The organism is Spirillospora sp. NPDC047418 (genome assembly GCF_040643275.1).
Classification (GTDB): Bacteria; Actinomycetota; Actinomycetes; order Streptosporangiales; family Streptosporangiaceae; genus Spirillospora.
The window spans coordinates 29305-42467 of the sequence record NZ_JBEYTW010000017.1 but is presented as its reverse complement, the minus strand read 5'-3'; the positions used below and the strand labels follow the sequence as shown (position 1 = coordinate 42467).

The 13163-nt window shown below is 75.3% G+C and carries 13 protein-coding genes; 3 read left to right on the top strand and 10 right to left on the bottom strand.

Going from position 1 to position 13163, the window contains the following annotated elements; all coding sequences use genetic code 11:
* Positions 1 to 21: 21 nt before the first annotated feature.
* Complete coding sequence (locus ABZ806_RS13680) at positions 22 to 864, top strand: universal stress protein (protein WP_500217390.1); 843 nt, start codon at positions 22 to 24, stop codon at positions 862 to 864.
* Positions 865 to 885: 21 nt separating this feature from the next.
* On the opposite strand, the gene ABZ806_RS13675 is transcribed toward ABZ806_RS13680, so the two are convergent.
* Complete coding sequence (locus ABZ806_RS13675; RefSeq protein WP_500217389.1) at positions 886 to 1485, bottom strand: TetR/AcrR family transcriptional regulator; 600 nt, start codon at positions 1483 to 1485, stop codon at positions 886 to 888.
* A gap of 92 nt (positions 1486 to 1577) precedes the next feature.
* Between ABZ806_RS13675 and ABZ806_RS13670 the strand changes: the two genes are divergently transcribed.
* Positions 1578 to 2234 carry an HAD family hydrolase gene (locus ABZ806_RS13670; RefSeq protein ID WP_500217386.1) on the top strand — a complete coding sequence of 219 codons (657 nt, stop codon included), beginning with the start codon at positions 1578 to 1580 and terminating at the stop codon, positions 2232 to 2234.
* A 3-nt stretch (positions 2235 to 2237) separates the two neighbouring features.
* Here the strand turns inward: ABZ806_RS13670 and dmpG are convergent, their stop codons facing one another.
* From dmpG to ABZ806_RS13655, 3 genes are read right to left on the bottom strand one after another with little or no spacing between them, the layout of a single operon-like run.
* Complete coding sequence (gene dmpG / locus ABZ806_RS13665) at positions 2238 to 3266, bottom strand: 4-hydroxy-2-oxovalerate aldolase (protein ID WP_500217384.1); 1029 nt, start codon at positions 3264 to 3266, stop codon at positions 2238 to 2240.
* A complete protein-coding gene (locus ABZ806_RS13660) occupies positions 3263 to 4216 on the bottom strand; it encodes an acetaldehyde dehydrogenase (acetylating) (RefSeq protein ID WP_500217381.1) in 954 nt (317 codons plus the stop codon). The genes dmpG and ABZ806_RS13660 overlap by 4 nt, the downstream gene beginning before the upstream one ends.
* Entirely contained in the window at positions 4213 to 5007 is a 795-nt protein-coding gene (locus tag ABZ806_RS13655; protein ID WP_500217379.1) for a 2-keto-4-pentenoate hydratase, read from the bottom strand. The genes ABZ806_RS13660 and ABZ806_RS13655 overlap by 4 nt, the downstream gene beginning before the upstream one ends.
* Positions 5008 to 5114: 107 nt before the next feature.
* Between ABZ806_RS13655 and ABZ806_RS13650 the strand changes: the two genes are divergently transcribed.
* Positions 5115 to 5852, top strand: coding sequence for an IclR family transcriptional regulator (locus tag ABZ806_RS13650; protein ID WP_500217377.1), 738 nt, complete (start codon positions 5115 to 5117; stop codon positions 5850 to 5852).
* A 68-nt stretch (positions 5853 to 5920) separates the two neighbouring features.
* Here ABZ806_RS13650 and ABZ806_RS13645 read toward each other — a convergent pair whose 3' ends face one another.
* The 6 genes from ABZ806_RS13645 to ABZ806_RS13620 form a co-directional block, all read right to left on the bottom strand.
* Positions 5921 to 8695: an FAD-binding and (Fe-S)-binding domain-containing protein gene (locus tag ABZ806_RS13645; RefSeq protein WP_500217537.1), complete on the bottom strand. Its 2775-nt coding sequence runs from the start codon at positions 8693 to 8695 to the stop codon at positions 5921 to 5923.
* Positions 8696 to 8866: 171 nt separating this feature from the next.
* Positions 8867 to 10555 (bottom strand): nitrilase-related carbon-nitrogen hydrolase, encoded by a 1689-nt coding sequence (locus ABZ806_RS13640; RefSeq protein WP_500217375.1) that lies wholly within the window; start codon positions 10553 to 10555, stop codon positions 8867 to 8869.
* A gap of 44 nt (positions 10556 to 10599) precedes the next feature.
* Entirely contained in the window at positions 10600 to 11343 is a 744-nt protein-coding gene (locus tag ABZ806_RS13635; protein WP_500217373.1) for a maleate cis-trans isomerase family protein, read from the bottom strand.
* Positions 11340 to 12221 carry an isocitrate lyase/PEP mutase family protein gene (locus ABZ806_RS13630; protein WP_500217370.1) on the bottom strand — a complete coding sequence of 294 codons (882 nt, stop codon included), beginning with the start codon at positions 12219 to 12221 and terminating at the stop codon, positions 11340 to 11342. Before ABZ806_RS13630 ends, ABZ806_RS13635 begins: the two co-directional genes overlap by 4 nt.
* A complete protein-coding gene (locus ABZ806_RS13625) occupies positions 12218 to 12856 on the bottom strand; it encodes an isochorismatase family protein (RefSeq protein WP_500217367.1) in 639 nt (212 codons plus the stop codon). Before ABZ806_RS13625 ends, ABZ806_RS13630 begins: the two co-directional genes overlap by 4 nt.
* Positions 12849 to 13142, bottom strand: a complete 294-nt coding sequence (locus tag ABZ806_RS13620) for a Dabb family protein (RefSeq protein ID WP_500217365.1) — start codon at positions 13140 to 13142, stop codon at positions 12849 to 12851. The genes ABZ806_RS13625 and ABZ806_RS13620 overlap by 8 nt, the downstream gene beginning before the upstream one ends.
* Positions 13143 to 13163 lie beyond the last annotated feature (21 nt).

The window sequence follows — 13163 nt, the reverse complement described above, 5'->3', positions numbered from 1 at the left end:
GAACCGACGGAGGGAGCGACGATGAGCGATCGACGCGGTGTGGTCGTCGGCTACGACGGGTCCCGGCAGAGCGAGGCGGCCGTCCGGTGGGCGGCCGAGGAGGCGCGGCTGCGCGGCGTGCCGCTGACCGTGGCGCACGCCTGGGAGGCGTTCACGGCCGTCGGGCCGATGGCGGTCCCGGTGGCCGACCTGCGGGCGGCGGCGCAGGAGATCGCCGCGGAGGGCGCGAAGCTCGCCCGCGAGGAGACCGGCGACGTGCACGCCGTCCTCGGCCGCGGCGGGCCCACGACCGCGCTGCTGGAGGCGTCCCGCGACGCCGAACTGGTCGTGGTGGGCTCGCGCGGGCGCGGCGGGTTCGCCGGCCTGGTGCTCGGCTCGACCGGCCTGGAGCTCGCCGGGCACGGCCCGTGCCCGGTCGTGGTCGTCCGGGAACCGCGGGCCGACGGGCCGGTCGTCGTCGGGGTGGACGGCTCCGCCGCCTCGCTGGAGGCGCTCGGCCTGGCGTTCGCCGAGGCCGGGCTGCGCGGCGCCGAACTCCTCGCGGTGGTCGCCTGGCCCGCCGACGCCGGCCCCGGAGGCGCCCCGCTGGTGGACGCCGAGGCGCTGCGCGAGGTCGCGCGGGAGCGGCTCGGCCGGCTCGTCGAGCCCTGGCGGGAGCGGTACCCGGCCGTCCCCGTCCGGACCGAGGTGTTCATCGGCCCGCCGCGCGAGGTGCTGCTCGCCGCGGCCAGGGACGCCCGGCTCCTCGTCGTCGGGTCGCGCGGGCTCGGCGGATTCCGCGGCCTGCTGCTCGGCTCGGTCAGCAACGCGCTGCTGCAGCACGCCGCCTGCCCGGTCGCCGTCGCGCACGCACCCCGCGGCTGACCGGCCCGTCCCGGGCCGCCGCTACTCGGCGACCAGCGCCTCGGTGGCGTGCAGGGCCGGGCCGGTCGGCAGGTCCGGGTCGAGGATCAGCTGCAGCAGCAGGCCGTCCAGCATCGCGGTGAACAGCATCGCGGTGCCCTCGCGGCGCTCGTCCGGCCAGTCCGGGCACAGCTGGCCGAGCCGGGCGGCGATCCGGGCCCGGACGGCGCGCGACCAGTCCCGCCGCTCGGCGCCCATCCGCGGGTCGCGCAGCGCCCTGGCCAGCAGTTCGGCCGCGAGCCGCAGGTTGCGCTCGCCCGCCGCCATGCGCGGGACGAGGTCGCGCAGCGCGCGCAGCGCCGCCGGGGTGTCGGGCGCGGCGAGCATCGCGTCCACCACCGGGTCGACGACCATCTCGCCGGCCCGCTGCGCGACCGCGACGTGCAGGCCCGGCAGCCCGTTGAAGTAGTGGTGGAGCAGCCCCGGGCGGGTTCCGGCGCGGTCGGTGACGGCCCGCGCCGTCACCGCGGGCCAGCCGCCCTCGGCGAGCAGGTCGAGACCGATCCGCACGAGCTGGTCCCTGCGCGCCCGCCCGCGGGGAGTCGACGCGCCGCTCCCACCGGCGGGGTCCTGGTGGGTCATGCCGCCAAGCTATCCCAGCCGTTGCACCGTGCAAAGATCGTCGCGGGCCGGCGGCGCGACTGGCCGCCGCGGGGGCGGGTAGGGGCCCCGCCATGGCCGATGCCGTGCTCTTCGACGTCGACGGGACACTCGTCGATACCAACTACCTGCACGCCACCACCTGGTGGCAGGCGTTCCGGCAGTACGGCCACACGGTCCCGATGCGGAACATCCACCGGGCGATCGGCATGGGCTCCGGCAAGCTGCTCGACCACCTGCTGCCGGACGGCCGGGACCGCGCCGGCGACGACGCGATCGCGTCGGCGCACACGGCCCTGTACGCGCAGTTCTGGTCGCGGCTCGCCCCGTTCGACGGCGCCGCCGACCTGCTGCGGGCCTGCGCCGGGCGGGGGCGGCGGGTCGTCCTCGCCAGCTCCGCCGCCGTCCCGGAGCTGGCGGCGCTGCGCGCGGCCCTGGACGCCGACGACGCGGTCGACGCGGCCACGTCCGCCTCGGAGGTGGGGGAGAGTAAACCCGCCCCGGACCTCGTGGAGCTGGCGCTGGAACGCGCCGGGGTGCCGGCCGGGCGCGCCGTGTTCGTCGGCGACACCCGCTGGGACGTCGAGGCCGCCGGACGCGCCGGAATGCGCTGCGTGTGCGTCCTCACCGGCGGCTGGAGCCGGGAGGAGCTGCGGACGGCGGGCGCGGCGGCCGTCTACGACGACCCCCGCGCCCTCCTCGCCGGCCTCGACGCGAGTCCGCTGGCCTGAGGCTCAGGACTGCGCGCGCTCGCGCTCGGCGCGCAGCTGCATCGCCACGTCGATGATCATGTCCTCCTGGCCGCCGACGTAGCCGGCCTCGCCGACCTTCTGCAGGATCTCGTGCGTCGGGACGCCGTAGCGCTCGGCGGCCCGCTCCGCGTGCAGCAGGAAACTGGAGTACACGCCCGCGTAGCCCTGCGTGATCGCGCCCCGGTCGGCGAACGGCAGCCGGTGCAGGAACGGCTTCACGACGTCGTCCGCCGCCGCCATCGCGCCCTGCACGTCCACGCCGGTCGGGACGCCGAGCCGCTCGAACGTCGCCACCAGCACCTCGGTGGGGGAGTTGCCCGCCCCGGCGCCGAGCGCGCACAGCGCCCCGTCGATCTGCCGGGCGCCGTTCTGCTGCGCCAGCACCGAGTTCGCGACGCCCAGCGACAGGTTCTGGTGCCCGTGGAACCCGACCTGCGCCTCGTGCCCGATCTCCTTGACCAGCGCGCTGATCCGCTCCTGCGCCTCACCGAGGACGAGCGCGCCCGCGGAGTCGACGACGTACACGCACTGCGCGCCGCCGTCCACCATGATCCGGGCCTGCTTCGCCAGCTCCTCCGGCCCGACCCGGTGCGACAGCATGAGGAACCCGACGGTCTCCATGCCGAGCTCGCGGGCGGCGGCGAAGTGCTGCAGCGACACGTCCGCCTCGGTGCAGTGCGTCGCGACCCGGGCGACCGACGCGCCCGCGTCGTGCGCCATCTTCAGGTCGTGGACGGTGCCGAGGCCCGGCAGCAGCAGGACGGCGATCTTGGCGCGGGTCGCCTCGTCCACGGCGGCGGCGACGAGCTTGACGTCGTCCTCCAGTGAGAAGCCGTAGTTGAAGGACGAGCCGCCGAGGCCGTCGCCGTGGGTGACCTCGATGACCTCCACACCGGCCGAGTCCAGCGCGTGCACGACCCCGCGGACCTGCTCCTCGGTGAAGCGGTGCGCCATCGCGTGGCTGCCGTCCCGCAGCGTCGAGTCGGTGATCCTGATCTTGTCCGCGGTCACGATGCCACCTTCCTGCGCGCGATCTGCTCGCCCACCCGGGCGGCGGCCGCGGTCATGATGTCGAGGTTGCCGGCCCACGGCGGCAGGTAGTCGCCGTTCCCGCGGACCTCCAGGAACACCGCGACCCGGGCCATCCCGTTCCAGATGTCGCGGGGCTCGTCGAACTGCGGCTCGGCGCGCAGCGTGTAGCCGGGCACGTAGACGGCGACCTCGGCCACCATCTTCTCGATCGACTCCTGGATCGCCGCGGTGTCGGCGTCCGACGGGATCGCGCAGAACACCGTGTCCCGCATGATCATCGGCGGGTCGACCGGGTTCAGGATGATGATCGCCTTGCCCCGGGCGGCGCCGCCGACATCCTCGATCGCGCGGGCCGTGGTCTCGGTGAACTCGTCGATGTTCGCGCGGGTGCCCGGACCGGCCGAGCGGGACGCGATCGACGCGACGATCTCCGCGTACGGAACCGGGACGACCGACGACACCGCGTGCACGATCGGGATCGTCGCCTGCCCGCCGCAGGTGATCATGTTGAGGTTCGGTGCGGCCGACAGCGTGTCCAGGTTCACCGGCGGGCACACGAGCGGCCCCGCCGCGGCGGGCGTCAGGTCGATCGCCGTGATCCCCGCCTCCTCGTAGCGGGGGGCGTTCGCCAGGTGCGCCTTCGCCGAGGTCGCCTCGAACACGATGTCGGGCAGCGTCGGCTGCTTCAGCAGCCAGTCCACGCCCTCCGCCGACGCCGGCACGCCCAGCTTGCGGGCGCGCTCCAGCCCGTCCGACTCCGGCACCACGCCGATCATCGAGTGGACGTCGATCAGCTCGCTGCGCATCAGCTTGACCAGCAGGTCGGTACCGATATTGCCCGGCCCGACGATGGCCGCGGTCAACTTGCTCACTGTGCCGGGCTTCTGCGAGGGGGCGGCCCCCCGCGCCCCCCGGTTCGCTTCGCTCATTTCTGCTCCTTTCCGAACCGGGCGGTAACAGAACCGATCCCGGCGAACGTCGCCGTCAGAGTCTCGCCGGGCGCGACCGGCACGGCCGCGGTGATCGAGCCGGGCAGCACCACGTGCCCCGCCTCCAGCGTCACGCCGCGCTCCCCGAGCACGTTGGCCAGCCACACCAGCGCGTTGATCGGCGAGCCCAGCACCGCGCCGCCCGCGCCGGTGTCGATCAGGTCGCCGTCGCGGCGCAGCAGGCAGCCCATCAGCGACAGGTCCAGGTCGTCCAGCCGGACGGGCCGGGTGCCGAGCACGACGCCGCCGCTGGAGGCGTTGTCGGCGATCGTGTCCGGCAGGGTGATCTTCCAGTCCGCGATGCGGGAGTCGATGACCTCCAGCGCCGGCAGCACGTAGTCCACGGCGGCGACGGCGTCGGCCGCCGTCGCGCCCGGCCCGGCGAGCGGGCGGCCCAGCACGAACGCGATCTCCGGCTCGATGCGGGGCTGCAGGAACCGGCCCGTGTCGATCGGGGCGCTCTCCGGCAGGAACATCGTGTCCAGCAGGACGCCGAAGTCCGGCTGGTCCACGCCCATCTGGCGCTGCATCGCCGCCGACGTCAGCCCGACCTTGTGGCCCTTGATCCGCGCGCCGGCGGCCGTCCACGCCTGCACCTGGGCGAGCTGGACCGCGTAGGCGTCGGCCACCGACATGCCCGGGTGGTCCTTGGTCAGCGGCGAGATGGGAGTGCGGGCGGCGTACGCGTCCAGCAGTGCCGCCGCCGCCTTCTCCACGGAACCCGGGTCCATTGGGGCCGTCCTTTCGTTTGTCTGCCGTGGCCGAGCCTCCCCCGCCCGGGGCACGGGGGGCAACGCGCGCGTCCCGCGTGGTGGGACACATCTTCTACAGTGGGGCCGTGCCGCCCGATGACAGCTACCTGCGCCGCGCCGTCGCGGTGCTCACCGCGTTCCGGGCGGACGACGACGGCCTCGGCGCCGCCGAGATCGCCCGCCGCAGCGGCCTGCCCAAGTCGACCGCCCACCGCATCGCCCTCGACCTCGCCGGGGCGGGCCTCCTGGAGCGGGACGGGGCACGGGTGCGGCTCGGGCTGCGGCTGTTCGAGATCGGGCAGCGGGTGCCGCGCCAGCGGGTGCTGCGGGACGCGGCCGTCCCCTACATGTCGGACCTGCGGGAGGCGACCCGGCAGACCGTCCACCTCGCGGTGCTGGAGGGCACCGAGGTCGTCTACGTGGAGATCCTCGGCTCACCGGGCGGCCCCCGGATGCCGTCGCGGATCGGCGGGCGGCTGCCCGCGCACGTGACCGGGGTGGGCAAGGCGATCTTGGCGTTCTCGCCGCCGGAGGCGGTGCGGGCCGTCCTGGACGCGGGGCTGGTCAAGCTGAGCGAGCGCACCGTCGTCGCGCCGGGGCTGCTCGCGAAGGAGCTGGAGCGGATCCGCGGCGAGGGCGTCGCCTACGACCGGGAGGAGTCCGGCGCCGGGATCGTGTGCGCGGCCAGCCCCGTCCTCGGCGCCGACGGCCGGGCCATAGGCGCCCTTTCCGTCTCGGGCTGGTCGACCGAACTACGCCTGACGGCGGTCGCCCCGGCCGTCCACACCGCCGCCCTGACCCTCTCCCGCACCCTCTCCCACTGACCTGCCGTCTTGTTGATCTGCGGCGTGTTGTTGTTATCCGGCCGCTCATAACAACAACACGCCGCAGATCAACAACGGGGGCGGTCCGGGGGGAGGTGGCGGGCCAGGAGTTCGGCCAGGTGCTCGCTGGTGCGGTTCGCCAGGTCGGTCAGCTGGGTGCGGCAGCTGAAGCCGTCGGCCAGGACTACCTCGTCCTCGCCCGTCGCGCGGACGGCCGGCAGGAGCCGGGTTTCGGCGACCGCCACCGAGACGTCGTGGTGGCCCTTCTCGACGCCGAAGTTCCCGGCGAGGCCGCAGCAGTCGCCGACCCGGGCGACCCGCGCGCCCGCCCGCTCCAGCAGCGCGGCGTCCTTCGTCCAGCCCATGACCGCGTGGTGGTGGCAGTGCGGCTGCGCGATGCCGGAGACGCCGGACAGGTCGGGCGGCGTCCAGTCCCCGGTCTCGGTGAGCAGCTCGGCGAGCGTGCGGGTCGCGGCGGCCACCTCGCGCGCGGCGGCGGCGTCCACGCCGCGCAGCAGTTCCCCGGCGTCCGAGCGCAGCACGCCCGTGCAGGACGGCTCCATGCCGACGACCCTCGCGCCGCGCCGGACATGGGGGAGCAGCGCCCGGACGGTCCGCCGGGCCTGCGCGCGCGCCCCGTCCAGCTGGCCGGTCGAGATCCACGTGATGCCGCAGCACACCGGGTCCTCGGTGACCGTCACGCGGTAGCCGGCGTGCTCCAGCACCCGCACGGTCGCCTTGCCGACCTCGGGGGAGAACGCGTCGGTGAAGGTGTCCACGAACAGGACGACGTCGCCGTGCCGGCCCTCGGGGCTGCGGTGGGAGGCGAACCAGCGCCGGAACGTCACGGGCGCGAACGCGGGCAGCGACCGCCGCCGGTCGATCCCCGCGCCCCAGGCGAGGAGGGGTTTCAGGGCGCGCGACCGCATCACCGCGTTGACCGCCCTGATCGACGCGGGCGCCTTGGCCGCCAGCCGCGTCCAGCGGGGGAGCCAGCCCAGCGCGTAGTGGACGCGCGGCCGGATCCTGCGCCGGTACCGCTGGTGCAGCGCCTCGGCCTTGTAGGAGGCCATGTCGATCCCGGTCGGGCAGTCGGACGCGCACCCCTTGCACGACAGGCACAGGTCGAGGGCGTCGTGCAGCGCGTCGGACTTCCAGCCGTCCGGGCCGAGCTTCCCGCTGACGACCTCCTGCAGGACGCGCGCCCGCCCCCGCGTGGAGTCCTTCTCCTCGCGGGTCGCGAGGTAGGACGGGCACATCACGCCGCCCGCCGCCGTGTTGTCGGCGCGGCACTTGCCCACGCCCGTGCATCGGTGCACGGCCCGCGACAGGTCGCCGCGATCGTCCCGGTAGGCGAGACCGAGCCCCCGGTTCAGCGGGACGAGCTGCACGGCGCGCACATCGGCGTCCACCAGCGCCGGACGGACGATCACCCCGGGGTTCAGCACGTCATCGGGGTCGAAGACGTCCTTCACGGCCGCGCACAGCGCCAGCGCCTCGGCGGTGTACATGTGCGGCAGCAGCTCGCTGCGGGCCCGCCCGTCGCCGTGCTCGCCGGACATCGTGCCGCCGTGCCGCGCCGCGAGCGCCGCCGCCTCGTTCAGGAAGTCGCGGAAGATCCGGGTGCCCTTCGCCCGGCCGAACGGGAAGTCGATCCGCACGTGGATGCACCCGTCGCCGAAATGCCCGTACGGGACGCCGAACAGCCCGTACTCGTCCAGCAGCGCCTCGAACTCGCGCAGGTAGGCGCCGAGCCGCTCGGGCGGGACGGCGGCGTCCTCCCATCCCGCGTGGGCCTGCTCGCCGTCCGGCGTGCGCGCGACGAGCCCCGCGCCGTCCTCGCGGATCCGCCACAGCGCCTCGGCGAGCGCCATGTCCTCGACGACCATCGAGTCGGCGCAGCCGGAGTCGCCGGCGACCTTCCGGGCACCGTCGCGCAGGCCCCCGATCTCGGCGCCGGCGAGCTCCACCAGCAGCCACCCCGACCCCTTCGGCAGCGGCGGGACGGCGTCGGCGCCGCGCCGCTCGCGCATGACCGCGGTGATCCGCGAGTCGAGCCCCTCGCACGCCACCGGCCCGTGCGGCAGGATCGCCGGGACCGCGTCGGCGGCCTCCGCCATCGACCCGTAGCCGAGCACGACCAGCACGCGGCACGCGGGCTCCCGCACCATCCGCACCCGCGCCGCGAGCGTCAGCGCGAGCGTCCCCTCGCTGCCGACCAGCGCCCGCGCGACGTCGAACCCCTTCTCCGGCAGCAGATGCTCCAGCGAGTAGCCGGACACCTGCCGCCCGAACCGCCCGAACTCCGTCCGGATCAGCGCCAGGTTCTCGCCCACCAGCCCGCGGAGCCGGTCGAGCAGCGCGCTCTGCGCGGCCGCTCCGGGCACATCGCCCAGTCGCAGCCGCTCCCCGGACCCGGTGACCACGTCCAGGCCCAGCACGTTGTCGCTCGTCCGCCCGTAGCCGAGCGCCCGCGACCCGCACGCGTTGTTGCCGATCATCCCGCCGAGCGTGGCCCGCGTCCGGGTGGACGGATCGGGCCCGAACCGCAGCCCGTGCTCCGCCGCCGCCTGGTGCAGCCGCGCCTGCACGATCCCCGGCTCGACCAGCGCCGTCCCGGCGCCGGGGTCGATCTCCAGCACCCGGTTCAGGTGCCGGCTGACGTCCACGACGACGCCCGGCCCGACCGCGTTGCCCGCGATGGACGTCCCGGCGCCGCGCATCGTCAGCGGGACCCCGGCGTCGCGGCACACCCCGAGCACGGCCGGAAGCTCCGCGACGTCCCGGGGCGTCACGACCACCGCCGGCGGCACCCGGTACAGCGACGCGTCGGACGCGTACATGGCCCGCGCGAGCGCCGAGTCGTCCACCCCGCCGACCCCGGCCCCCCGCAGCGCCTCCACAACCCCGCGATGATCGTCCACCGAACGTCCCTCCCCGCGCCGAACCCTTGGCAGCGACGCTAGTACCCGGCGCCGGGGCACGGCGCGGGGTCCCCGCGCGAAAAAGTCCGGTCAGCGCGCGGTGAACACCCCGTACAGCTCGGGGTGCCGCTTGGCCAGCGGATCCAGGTGGCGGCCCATCATCTTGTCGTTGGACTCGCGGAGATCCAGTTCGATGAGGAGCTGCTCCTCGAACCCGGGGCGGGTCCAGTAGCCGGTCGGGTACCGCATCACCGCGATCGGCTGGCCGGGGACGAAGTCGTCCGCCCGCACGACCTGGCTGCCCAGGCCGGCCGGGTCGTCCAGCCGGTTCACCGACACCAGGTGGACGCGGTTCTCCTCGGTCCGCTCGGTGGCCGCGACGTGCATGGCGTCCGGGGTCGTCCACGTGGTCGGGTGGACGATCACCTCCGCGCCGCCCAGCGCCAGCGCGCGCGCCGCCTCCGGTACCCACACCTCCTCGCCGATCATGAAGCCGATCCGGCCGATCGGGGTGTCGGCCACCGTGAGCGCGTCGCCCGGGGACGCCCAGGCGCGGTCGGCGTCGGTGAGGTGGGTCTTGCGGTACCGGTGCGCGAGCTCCCCGGCGTCGTCGATCAGGTGGACGGTGGAGTGGTACGCGCCCCCGGCCTCCTCGACGAGGTTCACCGCGACCCACACCTTCGCCTCGGCGCACGCCGCCGCCAGCCGCGCCAGGACGCCCCGCGATACCTCGGCGGCCCGCGCCGGATCGGCGGCGACCTCGCCGGGCGCGAAGCAGAACAGCTCCGGCAGCACGCCGAGCCGGGCGCCCGACGCACCCGCGTGCGCGATCTGGCCGAGCGCGCGCAGGACCGTCCACTCGCCGCTGCGGAACCAGCTGACCTGCATCACGGCGACCGGCAGCGGGCGCGGCGGCATGCCCGCCGGCGCGGGCCCGTACATGGCGGCGGCCGGCACGTCGTGCAGGGGCGCCGTCAGCAGCCCGTACAGCTCGGGGCGCCGCCAGGCGAACAGGTCGCCGACGCCCGGCATCCGCTTGTCGCGGGCCTGCGCCGGGTCGATGTCGGCGACGACGAGGCCGGGCTCGGTCTCGCCCGCGTCGGCGAGCCGGGTGCCGTCCGGCGCGACGATCTGGCTGCCGCCCATCCACGGCCACTCCAGCTCGGGCCCGCCGACCGTGTTGGCGGCGATGTGGAACACCCGGTTCTCCATGGCCCGCAGCGGCACGTGCACCCGGAACTCGTCGGGCCCGCGCGAGTTCAGCGAGTTGCAGAGGATCTCGGCGCCGAGCAGGCCGAGCGCGCGCGGCGTGTCCGGGACGATGCCGTCCGCGCACAGCAGCAGCCCGATCCGGCCCAGCTCGGTGTCGAAGACCCGGTACGGCTCGCCGCCCGGCTCGAAGAGCGTGTACTCGTAGTCCCACAGGACGTGCTTGTTGTGCACACCGATGACCTCGCCGTCCGGCCCGATGAGGACGGAGGCGATGTGCACGACCGGCTCGGCCGCGCCGCGCAGGTCCACGCCCACCGCGATGTGGACGCCGAGTTCGGCGGCGGTGGCGCGCAGGCCCGACACGAACGGGCCGTCCAGGTCCTCGCTGCGCCGCCAGCACTCGTCCCGGCCGGCGTGGTCGCGCACCCGGTTGGCGTTCTCCGGGAGCACCACCAGGCGGGCGCCCTCGGCGGCGGCCCGGCGGACGTAGCCGTCGCACAGCGCCAGGTTCGCCACCGGGTCGGTCCCGGAGAAGAACTGCGCCGCCGCGACTCGCACCAGTGGCATGGAGGTCTTCCTTCTCTGTTCGTCCGGCATGGCGGAGGTCCCGGTCACAGCGTCGCCAGCAGGCGTCCGGCGCCGGGCACGCGGTCGGTGATCCCGTTGCTGCGGTAGGCGTGCCACAGGGTGGCCGCGTTGATGGCGACGACCGGCTTGCCCAGCTCCTCCTCCAGCTCGGCGGCGACGCCCATGACCGGCAGGTTCGTGCCCGCCTGGACGAGCGCCTCGACGTCCGGGCCGTCCACCTCGGCGAAGGCGGCGCGCAGCTCGGCCCGGGTCACGTCCGCGATGGACGTCGCCGAGCCGCACTTCAGCCCGCGCACCGCCGCGACGTCGTACCCGAGCTGGGTGAAGAACCCGCGGACCTGCTCGTCGGCGACCGGCTGGTAGGGCGTGACGACGCCGATCCGCGACACCCCGAGCCGGGACAGCGCGGCGTGGCAGGCGGACGCGCCGGTGGTGACGGGCAGCCCGGACAGCTCGCCGATCCAGCGCTCGAACTCGGCGTTGCCGTCGACGCCGCCCCAGAACGTCTCGGCGCTCATGCCCATCACCAGGTGGTCGGGCTCGCAGGTCAGCACCGACTCGACCGCCGCGCCGATCTCGCGGCGCAGGCCCTCCAGGAACGCCTCGAAGCTCGCGTCGTCGGTGAGGGCGCCGTCGCGGATCAGGATGCGGCCGGCGTGGAACGACACGCCCGGCACGCGGTGGCGGTAGTACTCGTCCTCCACCACGGTGTTGGTCGACGGGACGATCACCCCGAAGACGAGGCGGTCGGCGAGGACGGTGGTCATGGCGTCTCCGTAGCGGGTTCCGTGGGCTCGGGGAACCGGGCGGCCAGGCCGGGCAGCCCGAGCAGGTCGTTCAGTTCGGTCCAGGTCATGGCGGGATCGGGGGCGCGGCCGTCGCGCAGGATCGCGCGGTAGGCATCGCGCGTGGCGGCGGCGCCGGCCAGCGCGGCCGTGACCGGGTACAGCACCAGGCGGGCGCCGGCCTTGCCGAGGACGTCGAGGGGGTCGCCCGGCGGCCCGGCCGCCGAGCAGTTCACCACCAGCGGCAGGCCGCGGGCGGCGTCCCGGACGTCGCGGACGGTCGCGGCGTCGACGGCGCCCTCCACCATGATGGCGTCGGCGCCGGCCGCGGCGTAGGCGGCGACCCGGCGCAGCATCTCGGCCGCCCCGGCGGGGCGCAGCGCGTCGGTGCGCGCGATCACCACGAGCCGGCGGCGCGCGGCGACGGCGGCGCGCAGCCGCGCGACCGCCACGGGCAGGTCGACCAGCCGGACGCCCGGCTGGTGGCCGCAGCGCTTCGGCTGGACCTGGTCCTCCAGGTGCAGCGCCGCCGCGCCCGCCCGCTCGTAGCGGCGGACGGTCTCGGCGACCTGCGGCGGGTCCCCGTAGCCGGTGTCGGCGTCGGCGATCACCGGCAGCGCGGTGCCGGCGACGACGCGGCCCAGCGCGTCCAGCATGTCGGTGCCGCCGACGAAGCCGAGGTCGGGCAGGCCGAGCGAGGCCGCGCTGACCAGCGCGCCGGACAGGTGGACGGCCGGGAACCCGGCGGCTTCGGCCAGCCGCGCGGTGAGCGCGTCGTGGCAGCCGGCCGCGGGGATCGGCGGGCCGGTGTTCAACCCCGCCCGGAGCTGGTCGCCCGGATGCGTCTCCATGCCGCTCATGCCTCCCACCGGTCCAGGATCTCGGCGGTGCCGTGGACGTCGGCGTACTTGGCGCCGAGGTCGAACAGTGCGGCCTCGTGCGGGCGCGGGTCGCGGTCGGCGACCGCGTCGGCGACCACGGCCGGCCGCAGCCCGTGGCACAGCGCGTCCACGGCGGTCGCCCGGACGCAGCCGCTGGTGCTGACCCCGGTGATCACCACCGAGTCGGTGCCGAGCGCGGTGAGCGTGCTCGCGAGCGGGGTGCCGAAGAAGGCGCTGGGGTACTGCTTGCGCACGGTCAGGTCGCCGGGCTCGGGGACGAGCTCGTCCGGCGGCAGGCCCCACGGCGAGCCCTCGTCGAACAGCCGCAGCGCGGGCACCTTGCGGTAGAAGAGGCCGCCGTCGGCCCCGCCGGGCGCGTAGCCGGCATAGGTGAACACCACGGGGTGTCCGTGCTCGCGGGCGGCCCGCGCCAGCCGCGCGACGCGCCCGACGATCGCCGGGGCGGGCGGCGCGTACAGCGGGCTCTCCTGGGAGAGGTAGGCGCGCACCAGGTCGACGATGAGAAGCGCCGGCCTGGTGCCGGGGCCGAGCCGCGCGCCGAAGCCCGCCTCGCGGTAGTCCTCGGCGAGGTCGGCGCCGGCGGGGTCAGACATCGAACTGGATCGCCGCGCGCTCGGCCAGGATCGGCTTGATCAGGTCCGCGACGAGGCGCTGGTGCGCGGGGTGCTCCTGGTAAGCGCGCCAGGCGTCGGCGTCGTCGAAGTCGAGGACGGCGGCGAAGTCGTGGGCGCCGTCGCTGAGCGCCAGGTCGGGCCCGCACGCGAGCGCGCGGATGTGGCCGATCTCCGCGGGCAGGGCGCGGAAGGCGGCCTCCGCGGACCGCTTCTGGGCGTCGGTGGCCCCGGGGGTCCACCGGAGCAGGATGATGTGCCGAAGCATGCCGAGATTCCTCCGGGCGTG

Bases quoted from the DNA above. Each gene is read 5' to 3' on its own strand.
- ABZ806_RS13660 (WP_500217381.1), bottom strand. From the start codon at position 4,216: ATGAGCGAAGCGAACCGGGGGGCGCGGGGGGCCGCCCCCTCGCAGAAG.
- ABZ806_RS13640 (WP_500217375.1), bottom strand. From the start codon at position 10,555: ATGCCACTGGTGCGAGTCGCGGCGGCGCAGTTCTTCTCCGGGACCGAC.
- ABZ806_RS13680 (WP_500217390.1), top strand. From the start codon at position 22: ATGAGCGATCGACGCGGTGTGGTCGTCGGCTACGACGGGTCCCGGCAG.
- ABZ806_RS13635 (WP_500217373.1), bottom strand. From the start codon at position 11,343: ATGACCACCGTCCTCGCCGACCGCCTCGTCTTCGGGGTGATCGTCCCG.
- ABZ806_RS13620 (WP_500217365.1), bottom strand. From the start codon at position 13,142: ATGCTTCGGCACATCATCCTGCTCCGGTGGACCCCCGGGGCCACCGAC.
- ABZ806_RS13625 (WP_500217367.1), bottom strand. From the start codon at position 12,856: ATGTCTGACCCCGCCGGCGCCGACCTCGCCGAGGACTACCGCGAGGCG.
- ABZ806_RS13675 (WP_500217389.1), bottom strand. From the start codon at position 1,485: ATGACCCACCAGGACCCCGCCGGTGGGAGCGGCGCGTCGACTCCCCGC.
- ABZ806_RS13630 (WP_500217370.1), bottom strand. From the start codon at position 12,221: ATGAGCGGCATGGAGACGCATCCGGGCGACCAGCTCCGGGCGGGGTTG.
- ABZ806_RS13670 (WP_500217386.1), top strand. From the start codon at position 1,578: ATGGCCGATGCCGTGCTCTTCGACGTCGACGGGACACTCGTCGATACC.
- ABZ806_RS13655 (WP_500217379.1), bottom strand. From the start codon at position 5,007: ATGGACCCGGGTTCCGTGGAGAAGGCGGCGGCGGCACTGCTGGACGCG.
- ABZ806_RS13645 (WP_500217537.1), bottom strand. From the start codon at position 8,695: ATGTACGCGTCCGACGCGTCGCTGTACCGGGTGCCGCCGGCGGTGGTC.